Source organism: Brevundimonas vesicularis, from assembly GCF_027886425.1.
GTDB classification, from domain to species: domain Bacteria; phylum Pseudomonadota; class Alphaproteobacteria; order Caulobacterales; family Caulobacteraceae; genus Brevundimonas; species Brevundimonas vesicularis_C.
This window is the reverse complement of sequence record NZ_CP115671.1, coordinates 76,744-92,941: the sequence shown is the minus strand read 5'-3', so window position 1 is coordinate 92,941 and position 16,198 is coordinate 76,744. Positions and strand designations below refer to the sequence as shown.

Here is a 16,198-nt window from a genome sequence, read left to right as displayed (position 1 = left end):
CGGGGGAGGTGCGGCGTTTTGAAGCGGCGCTAAAATGGACCCCGTCGTCCAAAAATCAATAGGCGATCGGGAAGGCGCCGATCACGACCGGTTTTCGTGTATGTCCTGACGCCATGAACCCCCGCATCTCCGCCTCCCAGCCGCTGCCGTCACAGGTCGATATTGTGGTGATCGGCGCAGGCGCCGCCGGCATCGCCGCCGCGCGTCGTCTGATGCGACCCGGCCTGTCGGTTCTGGTGCTGGAGGCCCGCGACCGGATCGGCGGGCGCGCCTGGACGGTTCGGGCCGAGGGCGAAGGGTTGGACATGGGCTGCGGCTGGCTGCATTCCGCCGATGACAATGTGCTGGCGGGACGGGTCGAGGCCGAGGGGCTGACGCTGGACCAGACCCCGCCGCCCTGGCGCACCCAGGCCTTCGATCACGAGATGACCCGCGCGGATCAGGCCGAGTTCGGCGAGGCCTTCGCCGCCTTCGACCAGCGGGTGACCGAGGCGGCGTCGCTCGTCCGCGCGGGTGTGGGGGAGGATCGTCCGGCGTCGGACTTCTTCGATCCCGACTGTCGCTGGAACCCGCGCATGGACGCCATCTCGGGCGCCCTGAACGGCGCGCGGTTCGCCGAGGTGTCCAGCCTGGATTACGACGCCTATGGCGACACCGGCGTGAACTGGCGGGTGCGCGAGGGCTATGGCCGCCTGATCGCGCGGCTGGGCGAGGCTGTGTCGCCCATCACGGTCACGGACTGCGCCGTCAGCCGCATCGACCGTTCCGGACCTGTGCTGCGCCTGGAGACCAATCGCGGCGAGTTGACCGCGCGGATCGTCATCCTGACCGTGCCCAACAGCCTGATCGCCAGCGAGACGATCCGCATCGATCCCTCGGTTCCGGCCTTGCTCGAGGCGACGGCGGGCGTGCCGCTGGGCCTGGCGTCCAAGGTGCATATGACGGTGCGCGGCGCCGGCGATTTCCAACCTGACACCCAGTTGTGGACCCGAACCGATACGGCCGAGACCGGCGGCTATCACCTGCGGCCCTTCGGGCGGCCGATGATCGAGGCCTATTTTGGCGCCGACCTGGCCTGGGGGCTGGAGGCGCAAGGGCCGGCCGCCCTGTTCGACTTCGCCGTGTTCGAGCTGGTCGCGGCCCTGGGATCGGACATGCGCCGGCGGCTGGAGGCGGTCGCGGTCAGCGGCTGGGGGGTCGATCCCTGGTCGCGCGGCGCCTATTCCCACGCCTTGCCTGGCCATGCGGCGGACCGCGCCAAGCTGCGCTTGTCGGTGGAGGACCGAATCTTCCTGGCCGGCGAGGCGACCGCGCCGGTCTATTACGGCACGGCCCACGGCGCCTGGATGGAGGGCGAGCGCGCCGCCGACGCCGCACTGACTACCCTAGGTCTTGACCCGCGTCGCCCCCGGGACGACAGCGAGGCATGAAGCCCGCCAAGGCCAAGAAGCCCGCCGCCAAGCCTGCCAAACGCCCGGCCGTGATGACCGGGGCGGCTATCCCCGTGCTGCGGTGGCCGCCCGATGAGGATCGTGTCGAGGCGATCTTCGAACGCCTGTCCGGCGTCATGCCGGAGCCCAAGACCGAGCTGAATTTCTCCAATCCTTTCACCCTCGTCGTCGCCGTCGCCCTGTCGGCCCAGGCCACGGATGTCTCGGTCAACAAGGCGACCGAGCGGCTGTTCAAAGTCGCGGACACGTCTGAGAAGATGCTGGCCCTCGGCGAGGAGGGGCTGATCCCCTACATCGCCTCCATCGGCCTATATCGCGGCAAGGCGCGGAACGTCATCGCGCTGAGCCGCATCGTGCTGGAGCAGCATGGCGGCGAGGTCCCGCTGAACCGCGCCGATCTTCAGGCGCTGCCCGGCGTGGGTCGAAAGACGGCCTCGGTGGTCCTGAACGAGCTGGGGATCGAGGCGGCCATCGCCGTGGACACCCACGTCTTTCGCGTCTCGCACCGGTTGGGCTTGGCCAATGCCGGAACGCCGGACAAGGTCGAGGCCCAGCTGTTCAAGGTCGTGCCGGAGGACTGGCTGCCCAAGGCGCACCACTGGCTGATCCTGCACGGCCGCTACACCTGCACGGCGCGAAAGCCCAAATGCCCGTCCTGCATCATCGCCGACCTGTGCCCCTCGCGGGCAGGCCTGATGGCGCTGGGTGAGGCGGCGGGCTAGACCCCCGGAGCGGCGTCGGGGCCGTGGGTCAGCTTCTCGGCCAAGGCCTTCAGCACGCGAAGTGCGGCAGCCATATCCTCGTCCGAAACGCCTTCAAACATTCGTTCGCGCATGGCCGCGGCATGGATCTCGAACGCCTCGATTTCGGCGCGCCCGGCTGGCTCCATCTGGATCAGCCATGACCGGCCGTCTCCAATCATCCGACGCCGGCTGACCATGCCGTCTTTCTCGAGTCTTTGCACCAGACGGGTCAGCGACGCGCCGGACAGCTCCATCCTGTTCGCCAACTCGGAAAGCGTCAGGCCCCTGGGCTCGTCCGCCAGGAAATAAAGCACCACGGTCGGCGCGCCCGTGTGTCCGGACTCTCGGAACAGATCGGCGACACGTAACTTCCATCGCTTGGCCGTCACCATCAGTGTCATGGCGACGTCGAGCTGAAGGGCGCTGCGCTGATCTGACGACAGCAGGTGCGGGCGTTGCGACAAATATGACCTCTTGGAACCAGCGGGCGGCGTAGCGGCTTTAAGGCGACTAAAGCTAGACCGCAGAGGAATATTCTCTCCCAGGTTGAGCCTTTAGCGCGCTAACCATGCTGACACCTGATTTAAAGTGTTGATGTGGCATTAACGTTCATCTCAGCACGAAAGATTTTTGCATTGCGCCTTTTTGCCAAAAACAGAGATGACAAGACGCTCAACGAGCTGCGCAACATGATGGCTGCCGTCAGTCGCTCTCAAGCAGTCATCCAGTTCGATCTGGATGGCGTCATTTTGGAGGCCAATCAGAACTTCCTATCAGTGGTGGGATACGAATTGTCCGAAATCGTCGGACGTCACCACAAGATCTTCGTCGATCCGACTGAGGCGCAGACGCCGGCCTATGCCGAGTTGTGGCGAAAGCTGAACGCCGGTGAGTTCGTGGCGGACAAGTTCGTGCGCTACGGCCGGGGCAGCAAGCGCGTGGTCATCGAGGCCAGCTACAATCCTATCCTGGACAGCGACGGGCGTCCCTACAAGGTGGTCAAGTTCGCCACGGACGTAACCGCCGTCGAGGAAGAGCGCGAGCGCCGCGTCGAGGCCGATCGTCAGGCCGCCCAGGTCCAGGCCGCCGTCGTTGAAGGCACGGCCAGGGGCTTGTCGGCCATGGCCGCCGGCGATCTGTCCTATCGCATCCAGGACGACTTCCCGGGCGACTACGCCGTCCTTCGCGACAACTTCAACCAGGCCCTGGCGACGCTGGATCAGGCGCTGGGCGTAATCGGCGTCAACACCGGGTCGATGCAGTCGGGCGCACACGAGATCGGCAGCGCCGCCGAGGATCTGTCACGCCGCACCGAACAACAGGCCGCCAGCCTGGAGGAAACCGCCGCCGCGCTGGACCAGATCACCGCCACCGTGCGCAAGACGGCTGAGAACGCCCAGGCTGCCGACACTGTTGTGACTCAAGGCCGGACCCAGGCCGAGACCGGCGGCGCGGTGGTCCAGAAGGCCGTCGCGGCCATGGGCGAGATCGAACGTTCGTCCAACGAGATCAGCCAGATCATCGGCGTGATCGACGAGATCGCCTTCCAGACCAACCTTCTGGCGCTAAACGCCGGCGTCGAGGCTGCTCGCGCGGGCGACGCGGGGCGAGGCTTTGCGGTCGTCGCTTCCGAGGTGCGCGCCCTGGCCCAGCGGTCGGCGGAATCGGCCAAGGAGATCAAGACGCTGATCTCGGCCAGTTCCGCCCAGGTCAGGGACGGGGTCGTTCTGGTGCGTCAGTCGGGCGAGGCCCTGACCGGCATCGCCGGCCGCATCGAGGAGATCACGACCCTGATGAGCGAGATCCGCGCCTCGACCCAGGAACAGGCGGTGGGTCTGGCCGAGGTCAACACCGCCGTGAACCAGATGGACCAGGTCACCCAGCAAAACGCCGCCATGGTCGAGCAATCGACCGCCGCCAGCCTGAGCCTGAGCCGCGAGGCCGCCGAACTGGCCGAACTGGTCGGCCGCTTCGAAACCAGCCAGGTCGCGGCGGCTCCGTCGCCGATCCACAAGGCTCCCATCCAGCAGATGAAAGCGCGGGTCGAAAGTTTCGCCCGCGCCCACGCCGCGCCTGCGCGCGCACGGATGGCGGCCGGCGGCGGCGGGCGGGCCGCTGTGGCCACCGTTCAGTCGGACTGGGAAGAGTTCTGAGCTCCAGGCTCGGTTGGGCGCGATTCAGCGCCAGGCGGCCTAGGCCTCCAGCCGCGCCTTGACGGCCTCGGCGAAGCCGGCGCCGTTCGCGGGGTCGTGGTCCAGGTAGAAGTCCGGTTCGATCAATTCGGCCTCCATCAGCACCCATCGGCCGGCGTCGTCGCGGGCCATGTCGATGCGGGCATAGAGCAGCGGTTCGTCGATGGCGGCCAGCACCTGCTCAGCCAAGGCCATCGCCGCCGCGTCCGGCGTCACGGCCTTATACAGGCCGCCGAACTGCATCTGGATGCGGAAGTCGCCGGCCGCCGGGCGCTTGTTGACCGCATGGCTGAACGGGCCGCCGAAGAACAGCAGCGAGGTCTCGCCCTCGGTTTCGATCGATTTCAGATAGGGCTGGATCATCGCCGCGCCCTCGGGCGCATCGCTCAACACCTCGCCTGGCGTCAGGCGCAGGGTGCGAAACGCCCCGGCCGACACCGTCGGTTTGACGATCAGCACCGGCGCGCCTGTCTCGGCGAAGGCTGCGTGCACCTGTTCCTGGGTCACGCCGTCGGTCCAGCGGGTGGGCGGGATCGGCACGCCCTTGTCCGCCAGCCGCGCCAGATAGGCCTTGTCCGAGTTCCAGCGCAGAACCTGCGCCGGATTGGCGATCGCCAGGCCGGCCTCGCTCCACGTCGCGCAAGCCTTCAGCCAGCGCCCATGATCGCGGTGATAGCCCCAGGCGATGACCGGCAGGATCAGGTCATAGGCCTTGAGGCCCGACGCGTCCTCGACATGATCGCTCCAGGGCGTGGCCGTGACCGTCGCGCCCGTGCTCTCCAACGTCGCCTTCAACCGTTCCAGCACCTCTGGCCAGCGCCCGACATAGGTCTTGTCGGCGGGATCGGGGGTCAGGACGGCGATCTGGGTCATGCAGTCCTCATACCGAAGCGACGTGGAGCATATAAGGGCTTCCTTATGTGATTTCGGGTGACGTGCGGGCATTGACCGGCTAAGGCGCGACCATGACCCAGAACACCGCCCAATATGACGTCTGCGCCGTCGGCAACGCCATCGTCGATGTCCTCAGCCCCTGCGACGCCGCCTTCCTGACGGCCCAGGACCTGGCGCCCAACTCAATGCAGTTGGTCGACGCCGAGCGCAGCGCCGCCCTGTATGACGCCATGGCGCCGGGCGTAGAGGCCTCGGGCGGTTCGGCAGGCAACACCGTGGCGGGCGTCGGCTCGTTCGGCGGCCGCGCGGCCTATATCGGCAAGGTCGCCGACGATACGCTGGGCCAGGTCTTCACCCACGACATCCGCGCCGCCGGCGTTCACTTCGACACGCCTGTCCTGACGGCCGGGGCGGATCAGGGCTTCGGCACCGGCCGCTGCCTGATCAATGTGCTGTCGGACGGCGCACGCACCATGGCGACCTTCCTGGGCGCCGCAAACCAGCTGTATGCCGACGACATCGACGAGGCCCTGATCGGCGCCAGCGAGATCGTCTATCTGGAAGGCTATCTGTTCGATCCGGCGCCCGCCCGCGCCGCCTTCGAACGCGCCGCCGCCGCCGCGCACAAGGCCGGCCGCAAGGTGGCCATCACCCTGTCGGACACCTTCGTCGTCGCCCGCTGGCGCGCCGAGCTACTGGATTTCATCACCCAGTCCGCCGACATCGTCCTGGCTAACGAGGCCGAACTGGGCGCCCTGTTCGAGACCGAAGACTTCGACGCCGCCGCCGCGCAACTGGCCGCCATCGTCGAGATCGCCGCCGTCACGCGCGGCGAGCACGGCTCGGTCGTGATCAAGAGCGACGAGCGCGTCGTCGTCGCCGCCTATCCGGTCGACAAGGTGATCGACACCACCGGCGCCGGCGACCAGTACGCCGCCGGCTTCCTGCTGGGCCTCGCGCGCGGCCTGACGCTTGAAGAGGCCGGCAAGCTGGGCTCGCTGGCGGCGTCCGAAGTCATCGCCCACTGGGGCCCGCGCCCGATGGTGAAGCTGGTCGACCTGGCCAAAGAGAACGGGCTGAAGCTGTAAGACCCAGTGTCTCCCCCCACACAGTGGGGAGGAGACGTTCGTCTTCAGCTCTTCCACCTCAGCGTCGTCGGCTGGATCGGGTTCACGAAGGCTCGGTCTTCCGCCCGGCTCTTGGCCCATTCGCGCTTCAGCTGCTGATACCACTTGGCCTGTTTGTCGGCGTCGTCGATCCAGATCAGGGCAGGGTCGTAGCGCAGGCCCTCGTTTTGCAGATTCACCATGCCGCCGTCCTGTTTCAGGAAGGCGACCACCCCCATCCGCAGGAAGGGCTTGGCCAGGCCGAAGACCCAGTGGTCGGACCAGAAGATCTGGGTGATCCGCGTCTTCGTGTCGGTGATCGGGGTCAGGCAGGTTAGGGCCAGGACCTGTTTTTCGCCCACCTGAATGTGCTCCCAGCGGAAGCCGGGCAGGCGGAAGGTGATCTCGGTCGCGGGCGCCCCGCCCAGGATCTTATACAGGCGGCTGTTCGACGAGGGCGCATGGCGCACCATGGCCCAGCCGAACGCGGTCGGGGCGAAGGCCTTGGACTTTTCGTGCATCGAATGTTCGGACCGCCACCACCACTGCTGGTGGACGTACGGGCCGTGGGCGGGGTCCATCAGGCCGACGACGGCGTGGTCGATATGGCTGTCGAAATCCATCGCCTCGACCAGCTTGGCCTCGCCGCCGACCACGCCGGGGAAGACAGGCGGCTCGTGGTCCGGCTCCATCGGATTGCGGGCGTCCGACGCCATCCAGACGAAGACGATCCCTTGGCTCTCGCGCACCGGATAGGACCGCACGCGGATGCGGTTCGCCTCGAACGCCTGATCCTCGACCAGCGAAGGAATGGCGGCGCAGACGCCGTCGGGCCGGAAACGCCAGCCGTGATAGGGGCATTCGACCGTCTCGCCCTCGCCGGGCTTTTCGACCAGCTTGCCGGCCGACAGAGGCGCGGCGCGGTGGGGACAGATGTCGCGCATCGCATAGACCTGGCCTGCGCGGGTGCGGCCGATCAGCACCGGCTCGCCCATGATCTCGTAGCGTTTCAGGCTGGCCGGGGCGACGTCGCGGCCCAGGGCGACGAAATACCAGGCGTCGGTGACGAACCCCTTGCCGAACGGCTGCGCGCCGGCTTTTGAAGGGGCGGCTTCGACCTGGGGGGACTGGACGGGAGCGGCGTCGGCGGGCTTCATGCCGACTGTCTAACAGAGCCGCGCGGCGCCTGTCTCATGTCACCTGACAGAGAACTTTACATATCAAAGTCGGCGCGGCATAAGCGGGCGTCAAAGGGGAGTTTGATCATGACCATCGTATCCATTCTGAACCACACCGTCGGCGCCGCCGCGGCCGCCGCCCTGCTGTGCGCCGCACCGGCCGCCCTGGCGCAGGACGGGCATGGCGCCCATGCTGAGGCGGGTCACGCCCACAGCCACCAGCACGCCGATTTCCAGTCCGACCGCATCCATGTTCGCGTCGACGGAGACATGGATGGACGCGACATCATCCTGATTCCCGGCCTCAGTTCGTCGCCGGAGATCTGGCAGGGAACCGTGGATCATCTGACGGCGCAGGACGGCGTGGGCTGGCGCATACACCGCATCCACGTCCAGGGCTTCGCCGGCGCGCCGGCCGAGGGCAATGCGCAGGGCGCGACCCCGTCGCCCGTCGCCGCGCCGGTCGCCGAAGAGATCGCCCGCTACATCCGTGAAAAGGGCCTGACCAAGCCGGTCGTGGTCGGCCATTCGATGGGCGGCACCATCGGCATGATGCTGGCCGCGCGCCATCCTGATGCGGTCGGCAAGCTGATGGTCGTGGACATGATCCCCTTCATGGGCGCGATGTTCGCCGCGCCGGGCGCCTCGGCCGAAAGCGTGACGCCGGTCGCCGACCAGATCTGGGCCGCCCAGGCCAACAGCCCGCGCGAGGCCTATGTCGCCCAGGCGACCACCAGCATCAACGGCATGATCAACACCGAAAGCCGCCGCGCCGAGGCGTTGGAAGACATGCGCGAAAGCGATCAGAAGGTCTCGGCCGCCGCCTTCCGCGAACTGATCACGACGGACCTGCGTCCCGAACTGTCCAAGATCACGGCCCCGACCGAGGTGGTGTACGCCAAGTTCAACGATCCGCGCATGACGCCCCAGATCACCGACAGCATCTATCGGATGTCGTTCGCCAATCTGAAGGACGCCCAACTGAAGCGGATCGACGACAGCGCCCACTTCATCATGTTCGACCAGCCCCAGGCCTTCTACGCCGACCTGGACGCCTTCCTGGCGAAATAAACGCCGTGACCCACCCGTCCGCAAAACGGATCGTCGACCTCTATCGGGACAAGGCCGACGACTGGGTCCGGGATCGGGGCGCGACCCTGTATTCCGGCGACGGCGGGGTGGACGAAGCGGTCTGGCTGGATCGGTTCGCCGCGGGCCTGCCCGCAGCGGCGAAAATTCTGGACGTGGGCTGCGGTTCGGGCTGGCCGATTGGGGCCGCCCTGCTGGAGCGGGGCCATCAGGTGACGGGCATGGATGCGTCGCCTGGCCTGATCGCCCATGCTCAGGCGACGCTGCCGACAGGCGTGTGGTCGGTGGCGGATATGCGCGATGCGTTTCCGCCAGGTCCGTTCGACGGCGTTCTGGCCTGGCACAGCCTGTTTCATCTCAGCCCCGACGATCAGAATAAGGTGCTGCCGAAGCTGGCCGCGTGCGTCGCCGAGGGCCGGCGGCTGATGTTCACCTCTGGCCAGGCACACGGCGAGACCATCGGACAGTGGCGGGGCGAGCCGCTCTATCACGCCAGTCTTGATCCAGAAGCCTATCGCGCCCTGCTGGCCGACGCCGGATTGCGCGTGGAATACGATGGAGCGGAGACGGGCGTCTGGCTGGCCGGGCGCGCCTTTCTTTCGGCGAAATAGCCGCTCACGATCCCGTGAAGTCGGCGGGACCGTTTCGGCGGGCGTTCATACGCGATACACAGCCGATGAACGAGAACTCGCCCAAGGCGGCATCTGAAGGACGGACATGGCGGGACCGGTGAATGCGGGCGGACCACAGGCGCAGGGCAAGCCCCGCCGGTCGGCTCTGGGACGGTTGTTCTACTGGAGCGCCGTGCTGGCGGTCTGGGGGCTGATCTTCCTGGTCGTCTTCTTCGCCGTCTTCGCGCGCGGCCTGCCAGACACCTCCAGCCTGTATCAGGTCGATCGCCAGCCCTCGATCACCTATCTGGATCGCAATGGGGCGCTCATCGCGACGCGAGGCACCCAGATGGCGCCGCCCGCCGATCTGGACGCCCTGCCGGACTATGTGCCGGCCGCCTTCATCGCGATCGAGGACCGGCGCTTCTATCACCACCCCGGCTTCGACCCCATCGGCATGATGCGGGCGATGGCGACCAACGTCCGCGCTGGCCGGGTGGTGCAGGGCGGTTCGACCCTGACGCAGCAGCTGGCCAAGAACCTGTTCCTGACGCCCGACCAGAACATGCGCCGCAAGGTGCAGGAGCTGATGCTGGCGGTCTGGCTGGAGATGAAATTCTCCAAGAAGGAGATCCTGGCCCTCTATCTCAACCGGGTCTATTTCGGCGCCGGCGCCTACGGAATCGAGGCGGCGTCGCAGCGCTATTTCGACAAGTCGGCCAAGAACCTGACGGTCGGCGAGGCTGCGTTGCTGGCTGGCCTGCTGAAGGCGCCCTCGCGCTATTCGCCGGTGTCCGAGAGCGAACGCGCCGCCGCCCGCGCCACCGTCGTGCTGAACGAGATGGAGGAGGCCGGCGTCATCACCGCCGCCCAGCGCGAACAGGCCGTGACCCAGCCGGTCATCGTCTCGCGGACGCTCGCGACCCAGCACGCCCAGTATTTCATCGACTGGCTGGACAAGTCGATCCGCAGCCTGGTTGGCGAACCGACCGAGGACATGGTGGTCGAGACCACGCTGGACCTGACGCTGCAGACGGCGGCCGAGCGGTCGGTGCGCCGCATCCTCGACCGCGACGCGGGCAAGGGCGTGCAGCAGGCGGCTCTGGTCGCGCTGGACGGCGACGGTCGGGTGCGCGCCATGATCGGCGGCTCCTCCTATGCCAACAGTCAGTTCAACCGCGCCGTCGACGCCAAGCGCCAGGCGGGTTCGGCCTTCAAACCCTTCGTCTATCTGGCGGCGGTCGAGGCCGGCTATACGCCCCAGACCCCGGTGGTCGATCAACCGATCACCATCGGCAACTGGTCGCCCCGCAACTATTCCGGGACGTTCAGCGGAAACATGACCCTGGCGCAGGCCGTGGCCCAGTCGACCAATACGGTGGCGGCCTATGTCGCCGATCAGGTCGGGCGCGACAGCGTGGCCCGCGCCGCGCGGCGTCTGGGCATCGAAAGCCGCATCGGCCTGGAGCCGGCGATGGCGCTGGGCGCGGTCGAGGTCTCGCCGATCGAGATGGCCACCGCCTATGACGCCTTCGCCAATGGCGGGCGCCGCGTCGACGCCTATGGCATCAGCCGCATCCGCACGCCCCAGGGCCGCGTCATCTACCAGCGCCAGTCGGGCCAGAGCGGTCAGGCGATCAATAATCCGTCGCTTTACTATATGAACCAGATGCTGCGCGGCGTGGTGACCAGCGGCTCGGGCCGGTCGGCGGCGATCTCGGGCCGCGACCTGGCGGGCAAGACCGGCACGACCTCGGATTACAAGGACGCCTGGTTCGTCGGCTATACCGGCGGCTTCGTCACCGCCGTCTGGGTGGGCAAGGACGACAACACCGCCATGCGCGGCGTGACCGGCGGCTCGTCGCCCGCCGCCATCTGGAAGGGCTTCATGGAGGCGGCCCTGCCGCGCCTGGACGCCCCCGCCATCCCCAACGGTCCGCCCATGCCCGAGGGCTGGGTCGCGCCCGACCCGGTCGGCGATCTGATGAGCGGCCTGGATCAGAACGGCCTGCCCATCGAACCCGTCGATCCCCTGGCCGGCGAGCCCTATGTCCCGGACGACCAGGCGCCGATACAGCCGCCGTCGCCGCAGCCGTCCAGTCCGGCGTCGCCCAAGGGCGGCTATCGCGATGCGCCGAACCCGCAGCAGCCCGAGGGCCGCCCGGCGCCGGAGCGAAAGGGTGACGCCCTGTTCTTCTGATCGCGACGCCAACAGCGCGTAAAAAAGGGAGGCGACCCGGCGGTCGCCTCCTTTTTCAGCCCTGGGTCAGCGGGGGCAGGACAGGTCGCCTTCCTGACATTGGCTGAGGGTCCGCAACTGGCGTGTCCGCTCTGTCGTCAGACGCGCAAGGCAGGTCGAATGCACCATCGGATAGGCGGAACCGCCCTGAACGCCGGAGGCCTCGAAGCGGCATTGCTGATCGCGGAAGCTGATCCAGGTGCGTTGGGCGGTGCGCAGCAAGGTGCGGCTGGCGGGCGACAGCCGTCCCATCGTCGTCGTGTACTGGCTATTGAGCGCCCGATCGGCGCGCTGAAGTTCCTGAGCGGCGTTGGCGTTCATCGTAGCCTGCGACTGGGCGCTGGCGGACGAGGCGGCGGCAGCGGCTAGACCGAGCGCGATTGACAGGGTGATCATCGTTTTCATGGGGCGTTCCTGAGTGGGCGGGCCATGCTAAACGCGCCCGGCCGCTGGGGTTTCCGCCTAACGCCCCACGGCGTGAAGGGCGGCGCCGTAGTCTTTCAGCCATTTCCGCCAAGGCTTGTGATCCCCGACCAGCCGTTCGACCACGGACCAATAAGCCGGGCTGTGGTCGGCGTGGACCAGGTGGGCGACCTCGTGGGCGGCGAGGTAGTCGATGACCGGGGGCGGGGCCATGATGACGCGCCAGGAGTAGCGGATGGTGCGGTTGTGCGGGCTGCACGAGCCCCAGCGCGACCGGGTGTCGGCGATGCCCATCTTGACCGGGCCCTGGCCCAACGCGCGCAGATGGTGGTCGGTGCGTTCCAGCAGGGTGTCTCGCGCCTCGCGCTTCAGCAGGTTTTCGACGCGGCGGGCGTAGGCCTCGCCCTCGCCGCCCGAGCGGATGATCGTCCCGTCCTCGACCAGACGCGCGGCGCCCGCGCCGGACACGGCCTCAAGCCGCACGGGCCTGCCGCGCAGGGAGATGACCTGGCCCGGTTCCAGGGGGCGGCTCTTGGGGCGGACGGCCAGGCGTTCGCTGATCCAGACGGCCTTGGATCGGGCGAAGGCGACGGCCTGGCTCAGGCCGCGCTCGGTCGGGGCGATGACCACGGCCTCGCCGGCTCGCGCGTCGATCCGCACCGACAGACGTCGCGCACGTGGATTGACCGACAGTCTGAGGACGGGACCGGCGCCGGCCCCGCTTTCGTCAAGCGGCAGCCGCTGACCGTTGCGGTACGCCACCGGCGGCCTCGTTCTGGGCGATGAAATCGCGCACGCGGGGATAGATCTCGTCACGGAAGCGACGGCCGTTGAACACGCCGTAATGGCCCACGCCCGGCTGGACGTAGAGGACGCGGCGATCTTCGGGAATGTTGGGGCACAGGCCGTGCGCGGCCTGGGTCTGGCCGACACCGGAGATGTCGTCCTTCTCGCCCTCGACGGTCATCAGGCCGATGTCGGTGATCCTGGACAGATCGACCTTGCGCCCGCGATGCTCCAACAGGCCCCGCGCCAGCAGATGCTGCTGGAAGACGATGTCGATGGTCTGGAGATAGAACTCTTCGGTCAGGTCCAGCACCGACAGATATTCGTCGTAGAATTCCTCGTGCTTTTCGACCTCGTCGCCGTCGCCGGCGATCAGGCTGGTGAAATAGTTCCAGTGGGCGTCGCGGTGGCGATCCTCGTTCATCGACATGAAGCTGTAGAGCTGGACGAAGCCCGGATAGACGCGCCGCCCGAAGCCCGCATAGGGCAGGGGCACCGTGTGGATCATGTTCGACTTGAACCAGGTGAAGGGCTTTTCCTCGGCCAACTGGTTCGTCACGGTCGGCGACAGGCGCGCGTCGATGGGCGACCCCATGAAGGTCATCGACAGGGGACGGTTTTCGTCCTCGTCCTCGGCCATCACCGCGCCGGCGGCCAGAACGGGCGGGCCGGGCTGGCACACGCCGACGACGTGGGCGCGGCCGCCGATCTCGGCCAGCATCAGCCGGACGTGGTCGATGTAGTCGAAGAAATCGAACCGCCCCTCCAGCATCGGCACCTGGCGGGCGTTGACCCAGTCGGTGACATAGACGTCGTGGTCCTGAAGGAAGGCCTCGACCGTGCCGCGCAGCAGGGTGGCGTAATGGCCCGACAGCGGCGCCACGATCAGGACGGCCGGGCCGGAGGCGGGCTTCTTGGCGCGCTTCAAGTCGCCGATGTTGCGGGCGAAGCGGACAAGGCGGCACCACGGGCTCTGCCAGATCACCTGTTCGGTGGTGCGCACTGGCTTGCCGCCGATGTCGATGGTTTCCAGCTTCCAGGCCGGCTTGCCGTAGCGCCGCGTCACGCTCTCGAACAGTTCGGCCGAGGCGTAGGCGGTGCGGCCGATGGCGGTGTCGGCCGCCGGGTTGAACGGCGAGGTCCAGAAGCTGCGGGCCAGTTGCGCGCCGACCCGGAACGGCAGCGCCGACTGGTAGGCGAGTTCATGAAAGGCGTAGAGCATGACGATCCGATACGGCCGAGCGCCGTTTGTGCAGGGCAACATATAATGCATCACCCTGCAAAAGGATTATGGGGTCGCCGCTAACCCCGCGCCATCGCCTGTTCGATGATCCTGGTCGTCTTGTCCGGCCCCATTCCATAGGCGACGGCGGTGCGGAACTTGCCGTCAGGGCCCATCAGATAGACGGTCAGGGAGTGGTTCATCGTATAGCCCTCGCCCTCGCCGACCTTCTGATAGAAGGCGCGGTAGGCTTTGGCGGCGGTCGCCACCTGTTCGGGCGTGCCCGTCAGGCCGATAGTCCCCTTGGGAAAGCCGTCGGATGACAGATAGTCCTTCAGCGCCTGGGGCGTGTCGCGTTCGGGGTCGACACTGACGAAGACGATTTGCAGATCCTCCGCCTTGTCGCCCAGCCGCTGCTGCACCGCGCCCAGCTCGGCCAGGGTGGTCGGGCAGAACTCGGGGCAGTAGGTGAAGCCGAAGAAGACCAGGCTCCATTTGCCGTTCAGCATCGTCTGATCGACGGATTGTCCATCCTGATTGACCAGTTTGAAGTCGCCGCCGACCAGGGGCTGGCCGGTCGACGTCACCTTGGCGCCGTCCGACGTGGGCGCACGACCGCTGACCACCACTACCGTGATGATGGCCAGCGCCACGGCGATGGCGATGCAGGCGCCCGCGAACAGCAGGATGGAACGACGCGGCATGACGGCCTCTCACGAAACGGATGTGATCGGTCTATAGAAGGCGTGTGACCTCGACAGAAGCCCGCATGGCGCCGCACGGCGCATCGTCTTCGGAGCCGTTGAACGGCTGGAGCGATGCGCCGCGTCGCGGCCGCGGGTTTTCGCTGCGGACCCTGATCGTTCTGCGCTGGCTGACGATCATCGGCCAGAGCGCCGCGATCCTGACGGCGCATCAGGGGCTGCATTTTCCCCTGCCGCTCTGGCCCTGCTTGATCGTGATCGCCATCAGCGCGGCGGTGAACGTGGGGGCCATGGCGCGGGTGCGCCGGCTGGAGGCCAGCCTGCCGGACGGGCGCACGACGGCGATCCACCTGGGCTTCGACATCTTTCAACTGGGGGTGCTGCTGGGTCTGACAGGCGGCTTGGAGAACCCGTTCTGTCTGCTGCTGGTCGCGCCCGTGACGATCGCGGCGGCGGCCCTGCCGGCGCGTCAGGCCCTGATGCTGGGCGTGCTGGCCCTGATCGCGGTCGGGGTGCTGTTCTTCTGGTCCGAGCCTCTGCCGTGGCGACCGCACGAGAACTTCCACCTGCCGACGCTGTATCGTCTCGGCATGGCCATGGCTTTGGTGACCGGCGTGGTCTTCACCGCCGGCTACGCCTGGCGGGTGGCGGCCGATGCGGAGAAGCTGGAGTTGGCCCTGGCGACCACCCAGGACGTGCTGCAACGCGAACAGAGGCTGGCGGCGCTGGGCGGCCTGGCGGCGGCGGCGGCGCACGAACTAGGCACGCCGCTGGCGACCATTCAGGTGGTGGCGAAAGAGCTTCAACGCGCTTCAGCCCCCGACAGCGACGCGGCCGAGGATGCGGCTCTGATCCTGCAACAGGCCGAACGGTGCCGGGGCATACTGACCCAGCTGTCGCAACAGCCCGAGGGCGACGACGCCCTATATGCCGACGTCTCGCTGAAGGCCCTGCTGGAAGAGGTGGTGGAACCGCACCGGGGCTTCGACCTGGCCTTTGATGTGCTGGTCAAGACGCCGCCGGGTCAGCCCGCGCCGCGCGTGCGCCGGATGCCCGAGGTGATCCACGGCCTGTCCACCCTGGTCGAGAACGCCGCCGATTTCGCCAAGACGACGGTGCGGGTCCAGGCGGTGGTGGACGCCGGCTGGATCGAGATCGAGATTCTGGACGATGGCCCGGGCTTTGCGGGGGACATCCTGCCCCGGCTGGGCGAGCCCTATGTGACCAGTCGGCCGCAGGGCAAGGCGCGCCAGGCCCTGGCCGCCCAGATCGCCGCCGCCGCCAGACCCTCCAAGCCTCGCGCAACTGTCGAGCCGCCTATCGCCCCCAGCCAGGGCGGCATGGGGCTGGGCTTCTTCATCGCCCGCACGCTGCTGGAACGGACCGGCGGCTCGGTCAGCGTGGGCCAGGGCCTGCCGCAATCGGACGCCAAGGGTTCGGCACGCGGCGCGCGCGTGGCGGTGCGGTGGGCGCGGCCGGCGCTGGAGGTCGCGGCGTGAAGCGATTGGGTCGAAGCGTCGCAGGCGGAACCTTGGCCTTGACCCGCGCGCTACCCGTCCC

15 protein-coding genes are annotated in these 16,198 nt (G+C 67.6%); 8 read left to right on the top strand and 7 right to left on the bottom strand.

Annotated features, from left to right (window positions below; all coding sequences use genetic code 11):
- Positions 1–113: 113 nt before the first annotated feature.
- Positions 114–1,430, top strand: a complete 1,317-nt coding sequence (locus PFY01_RS00435; protein WP_271041997.1) for a flavin monoamine oxidase family protein — start codon at positions 114–116, stop codon at positions 1,428–1,430.
- Positions 1,427–2,173 (top strand): endonuclease III, encoded by a 747-nt coding sequence (nth, locus tag PFY01_RS00430; RefSeq protein ID WP_271041996.1) that lies wholly within the window; start codon positions 1,427–1,429, stop codon positions 2,171–2,173. Before PFY01_RS00435 ends, nth begins: the two co-directional genes overlap by 4 nt.
- Here nth and PFY01_RS00425 read toward each other — a convergent pair.
- Positions 2,170–2,658 (bottom strand): MarR family winged helix-turn-helix transcriptional regulator, encoded by a 489-nt coding sequence (locus PFY01_RS00425; RefSeq protein ID WP_271041995.1) that lies wholly within the window; start codon positions 2,656–2,658, stop codon positions 2,170–2,172. The genes nth and PFY01_RS00425 overlap by 4 nt on opposite strands.
- Positions 2,659–2,883: 225 nt before the next feature.
- Between PFY01_RS00425 and PFY01_RS00420 the strand changes: the two genes are divergently transcribed.
- Positions 2,884–4,347, top strand: a complete 1,464-nt coding sequence (locus PFY01_RS00420; protein ID WP_271041994.1) for a methyl-accepting chemotaxis protein — start codon at positions 2,884–2,886, stop codon at positions 4,345–4,347.
- 39 nt (positions 4,348–4,386) lie between these two features.
- Here the strand turns inward: PFY01_RS00420 and PFY01_RS00415 are convergent, their stop codons facing one another.
- On the bottom strand, positions 4,387–5,259 hold the full coding sequence (locus PFY01_RS00415) for an ATP-grasp domain-containing protein (protein WP_271041993.1): 873 nt from the start codon (positions 5,257–5,259) through the stop codon (positions 4,387–4,389).
- 92 nt (positions 5,260–5,351) lie between these two features.
- On the opposite strand from PFY01_RS00415, the gene PFY01_RS00410 reads away from it, so the two are divergent.
- Entirely contained in the window at positions 5,352–6,368 is a 1,017-nt protein-coding gene (locus PFY01_RS00410) for an adenosine kinase (protein WP_271041992.1), read from the top strand.
- A gap of 44 nt (positions 6,369–6,412) precedes the next feature.
- Here the strand turns inward: PFY01_RS00410 and PFY01_RS00405 are convergent, their stop codons facing one another.
- On the bottom strand, positions 6,413–7,543 hold the full coding sequence (locus PFY01_RS00405) for an aromatic ring-hydroxylating oxygenase subunit alpha (protein ID WP_271041991.1): 1,131 nt from the start codon (positions 7,541–7,543) through the stop codon (positions 6,413–6,415).
- 108 nt (positions 7,544–7,651) lie between these two features.
- Here PFY01_RS00405 and PFY01_RS00400 point away from each other — a divergent pair, with 108 nt between their 5' ends.
- The 3 genes from PFY01_RS00400 (at position 7,652) to PFY01_RS00390 (ending at position 11,464) form a co-directional block, all read left to right on the top strand.
- Complete coding sequence (locus PFY01_RS00400) at positions 7,652–8,635, top strand: alpha/beta fold hydrolase (protein ID WP_271041990.1); 984 nt, start codon at positions 7,652–7,654, stop codon at positions 8,633–8,635.
- 5 nt (positions 8,636–8,640) lie between these two features.
- Positions 8,641–9,264, top strand: a complete 624-nt coding sequence (locus PFY01_RS00395; protein ID WP_271041989.1) for a class I SAM-dependent methyltransferase — start codon at positions 8,641–8,643, stop codon at positions 9,262–9,264.
- 106 nt (positions 9,265–9,370) lie between these two features.
- Positions 9,371–11,464, top strand: a complete 2,094-nt coding sequence (locus PFY01_RS00390) for a transglycosylase domain-containing protein (RefSeq protein ID WP_271041988.1) — start codon at positions 9,371–9,373, stop codon at positions 11,462–11,464.
- Between the two features lie 66 nt (positions 11,465–11,530).
- Here the strand turns inward: PFY01_RS00390 and PFY01_RS00385 are convergent, their stop codons facing one another.
- From PFY01_RS00385 to PFY01_RS00370, 4 genes are all read right to left on the bottom strand, one after another.
- Positions 11,531–11,908, bottom strand: a complete 378-nt coding sequence (locus tag PFY01_RS00385) for a lysozyme inhibitor LprI family protein (protein ID WP_055808962.1) — start codon at positions 11,906–11,908, stop codon at positions 11,531–11,533.
- A 57-nt stretch (positions 11,909–11,965) separates the two neighbouring features.
- Complete coding sequence (locus PFY01_RS00380; protein ID WP_271041987.1) at positions 11,966–12,688, bottom strand: M48 family metallopeptidase; 723 nt, start codon at positions 12,686–12,688, stop codon at positions 11,966–11,968.
- Positions 12,654–13,934: a polyhydroxyalkanoate depolymerase gene (locus tag PFY01_RS00375; RefSeq protein WP_039244043.1), complete on the bottom strand. Its 1,281-nt coding sequence runs from the start codon at positions 13,932–13,934 to the stop codon at positions 12,654–12,656. The genes PFY01_RS00380 and PFY01_RS00375 overlap by 35 nt, the downstream gene beginning before the upstream one ends.
- 80 nt (positions 13,935–14,014) lie before the next feature.
- Positions 14,015–14,638: an SCO family protein gene (locus tag PFY01_RS00370; RefSeq protein WP_271041986.1), complete on the bottom strand. Its 624-nt coding sequence runs from the start codon at positions 14,636–14,638 to the stop codon at positions 14,015–14,017.
- A 44-nt stretch (positions 14,639–14,682) separates the two neighbouring features.
- Here PFY01_RS00370 and PFY01_RS00365 point away from each other — a divergent pair, with 44 nt between their 5' ends.
- Positions 14,683–16,137 carry an ActS/PrrB/RegB family redox-sensitive histidine kinase gene (locus tag PFY01_RS00365; protein WP_271041985.1) on the top strand — a complete coding sequence of 485 codons (1,455 nt, stop codon included), beginning with the start codon at positions 14,683–14,685 and terminating at the stop codon, positions 16,135–16,137.
- Positions 16,138–16,198: the final 61 nt, after the last annotated feature.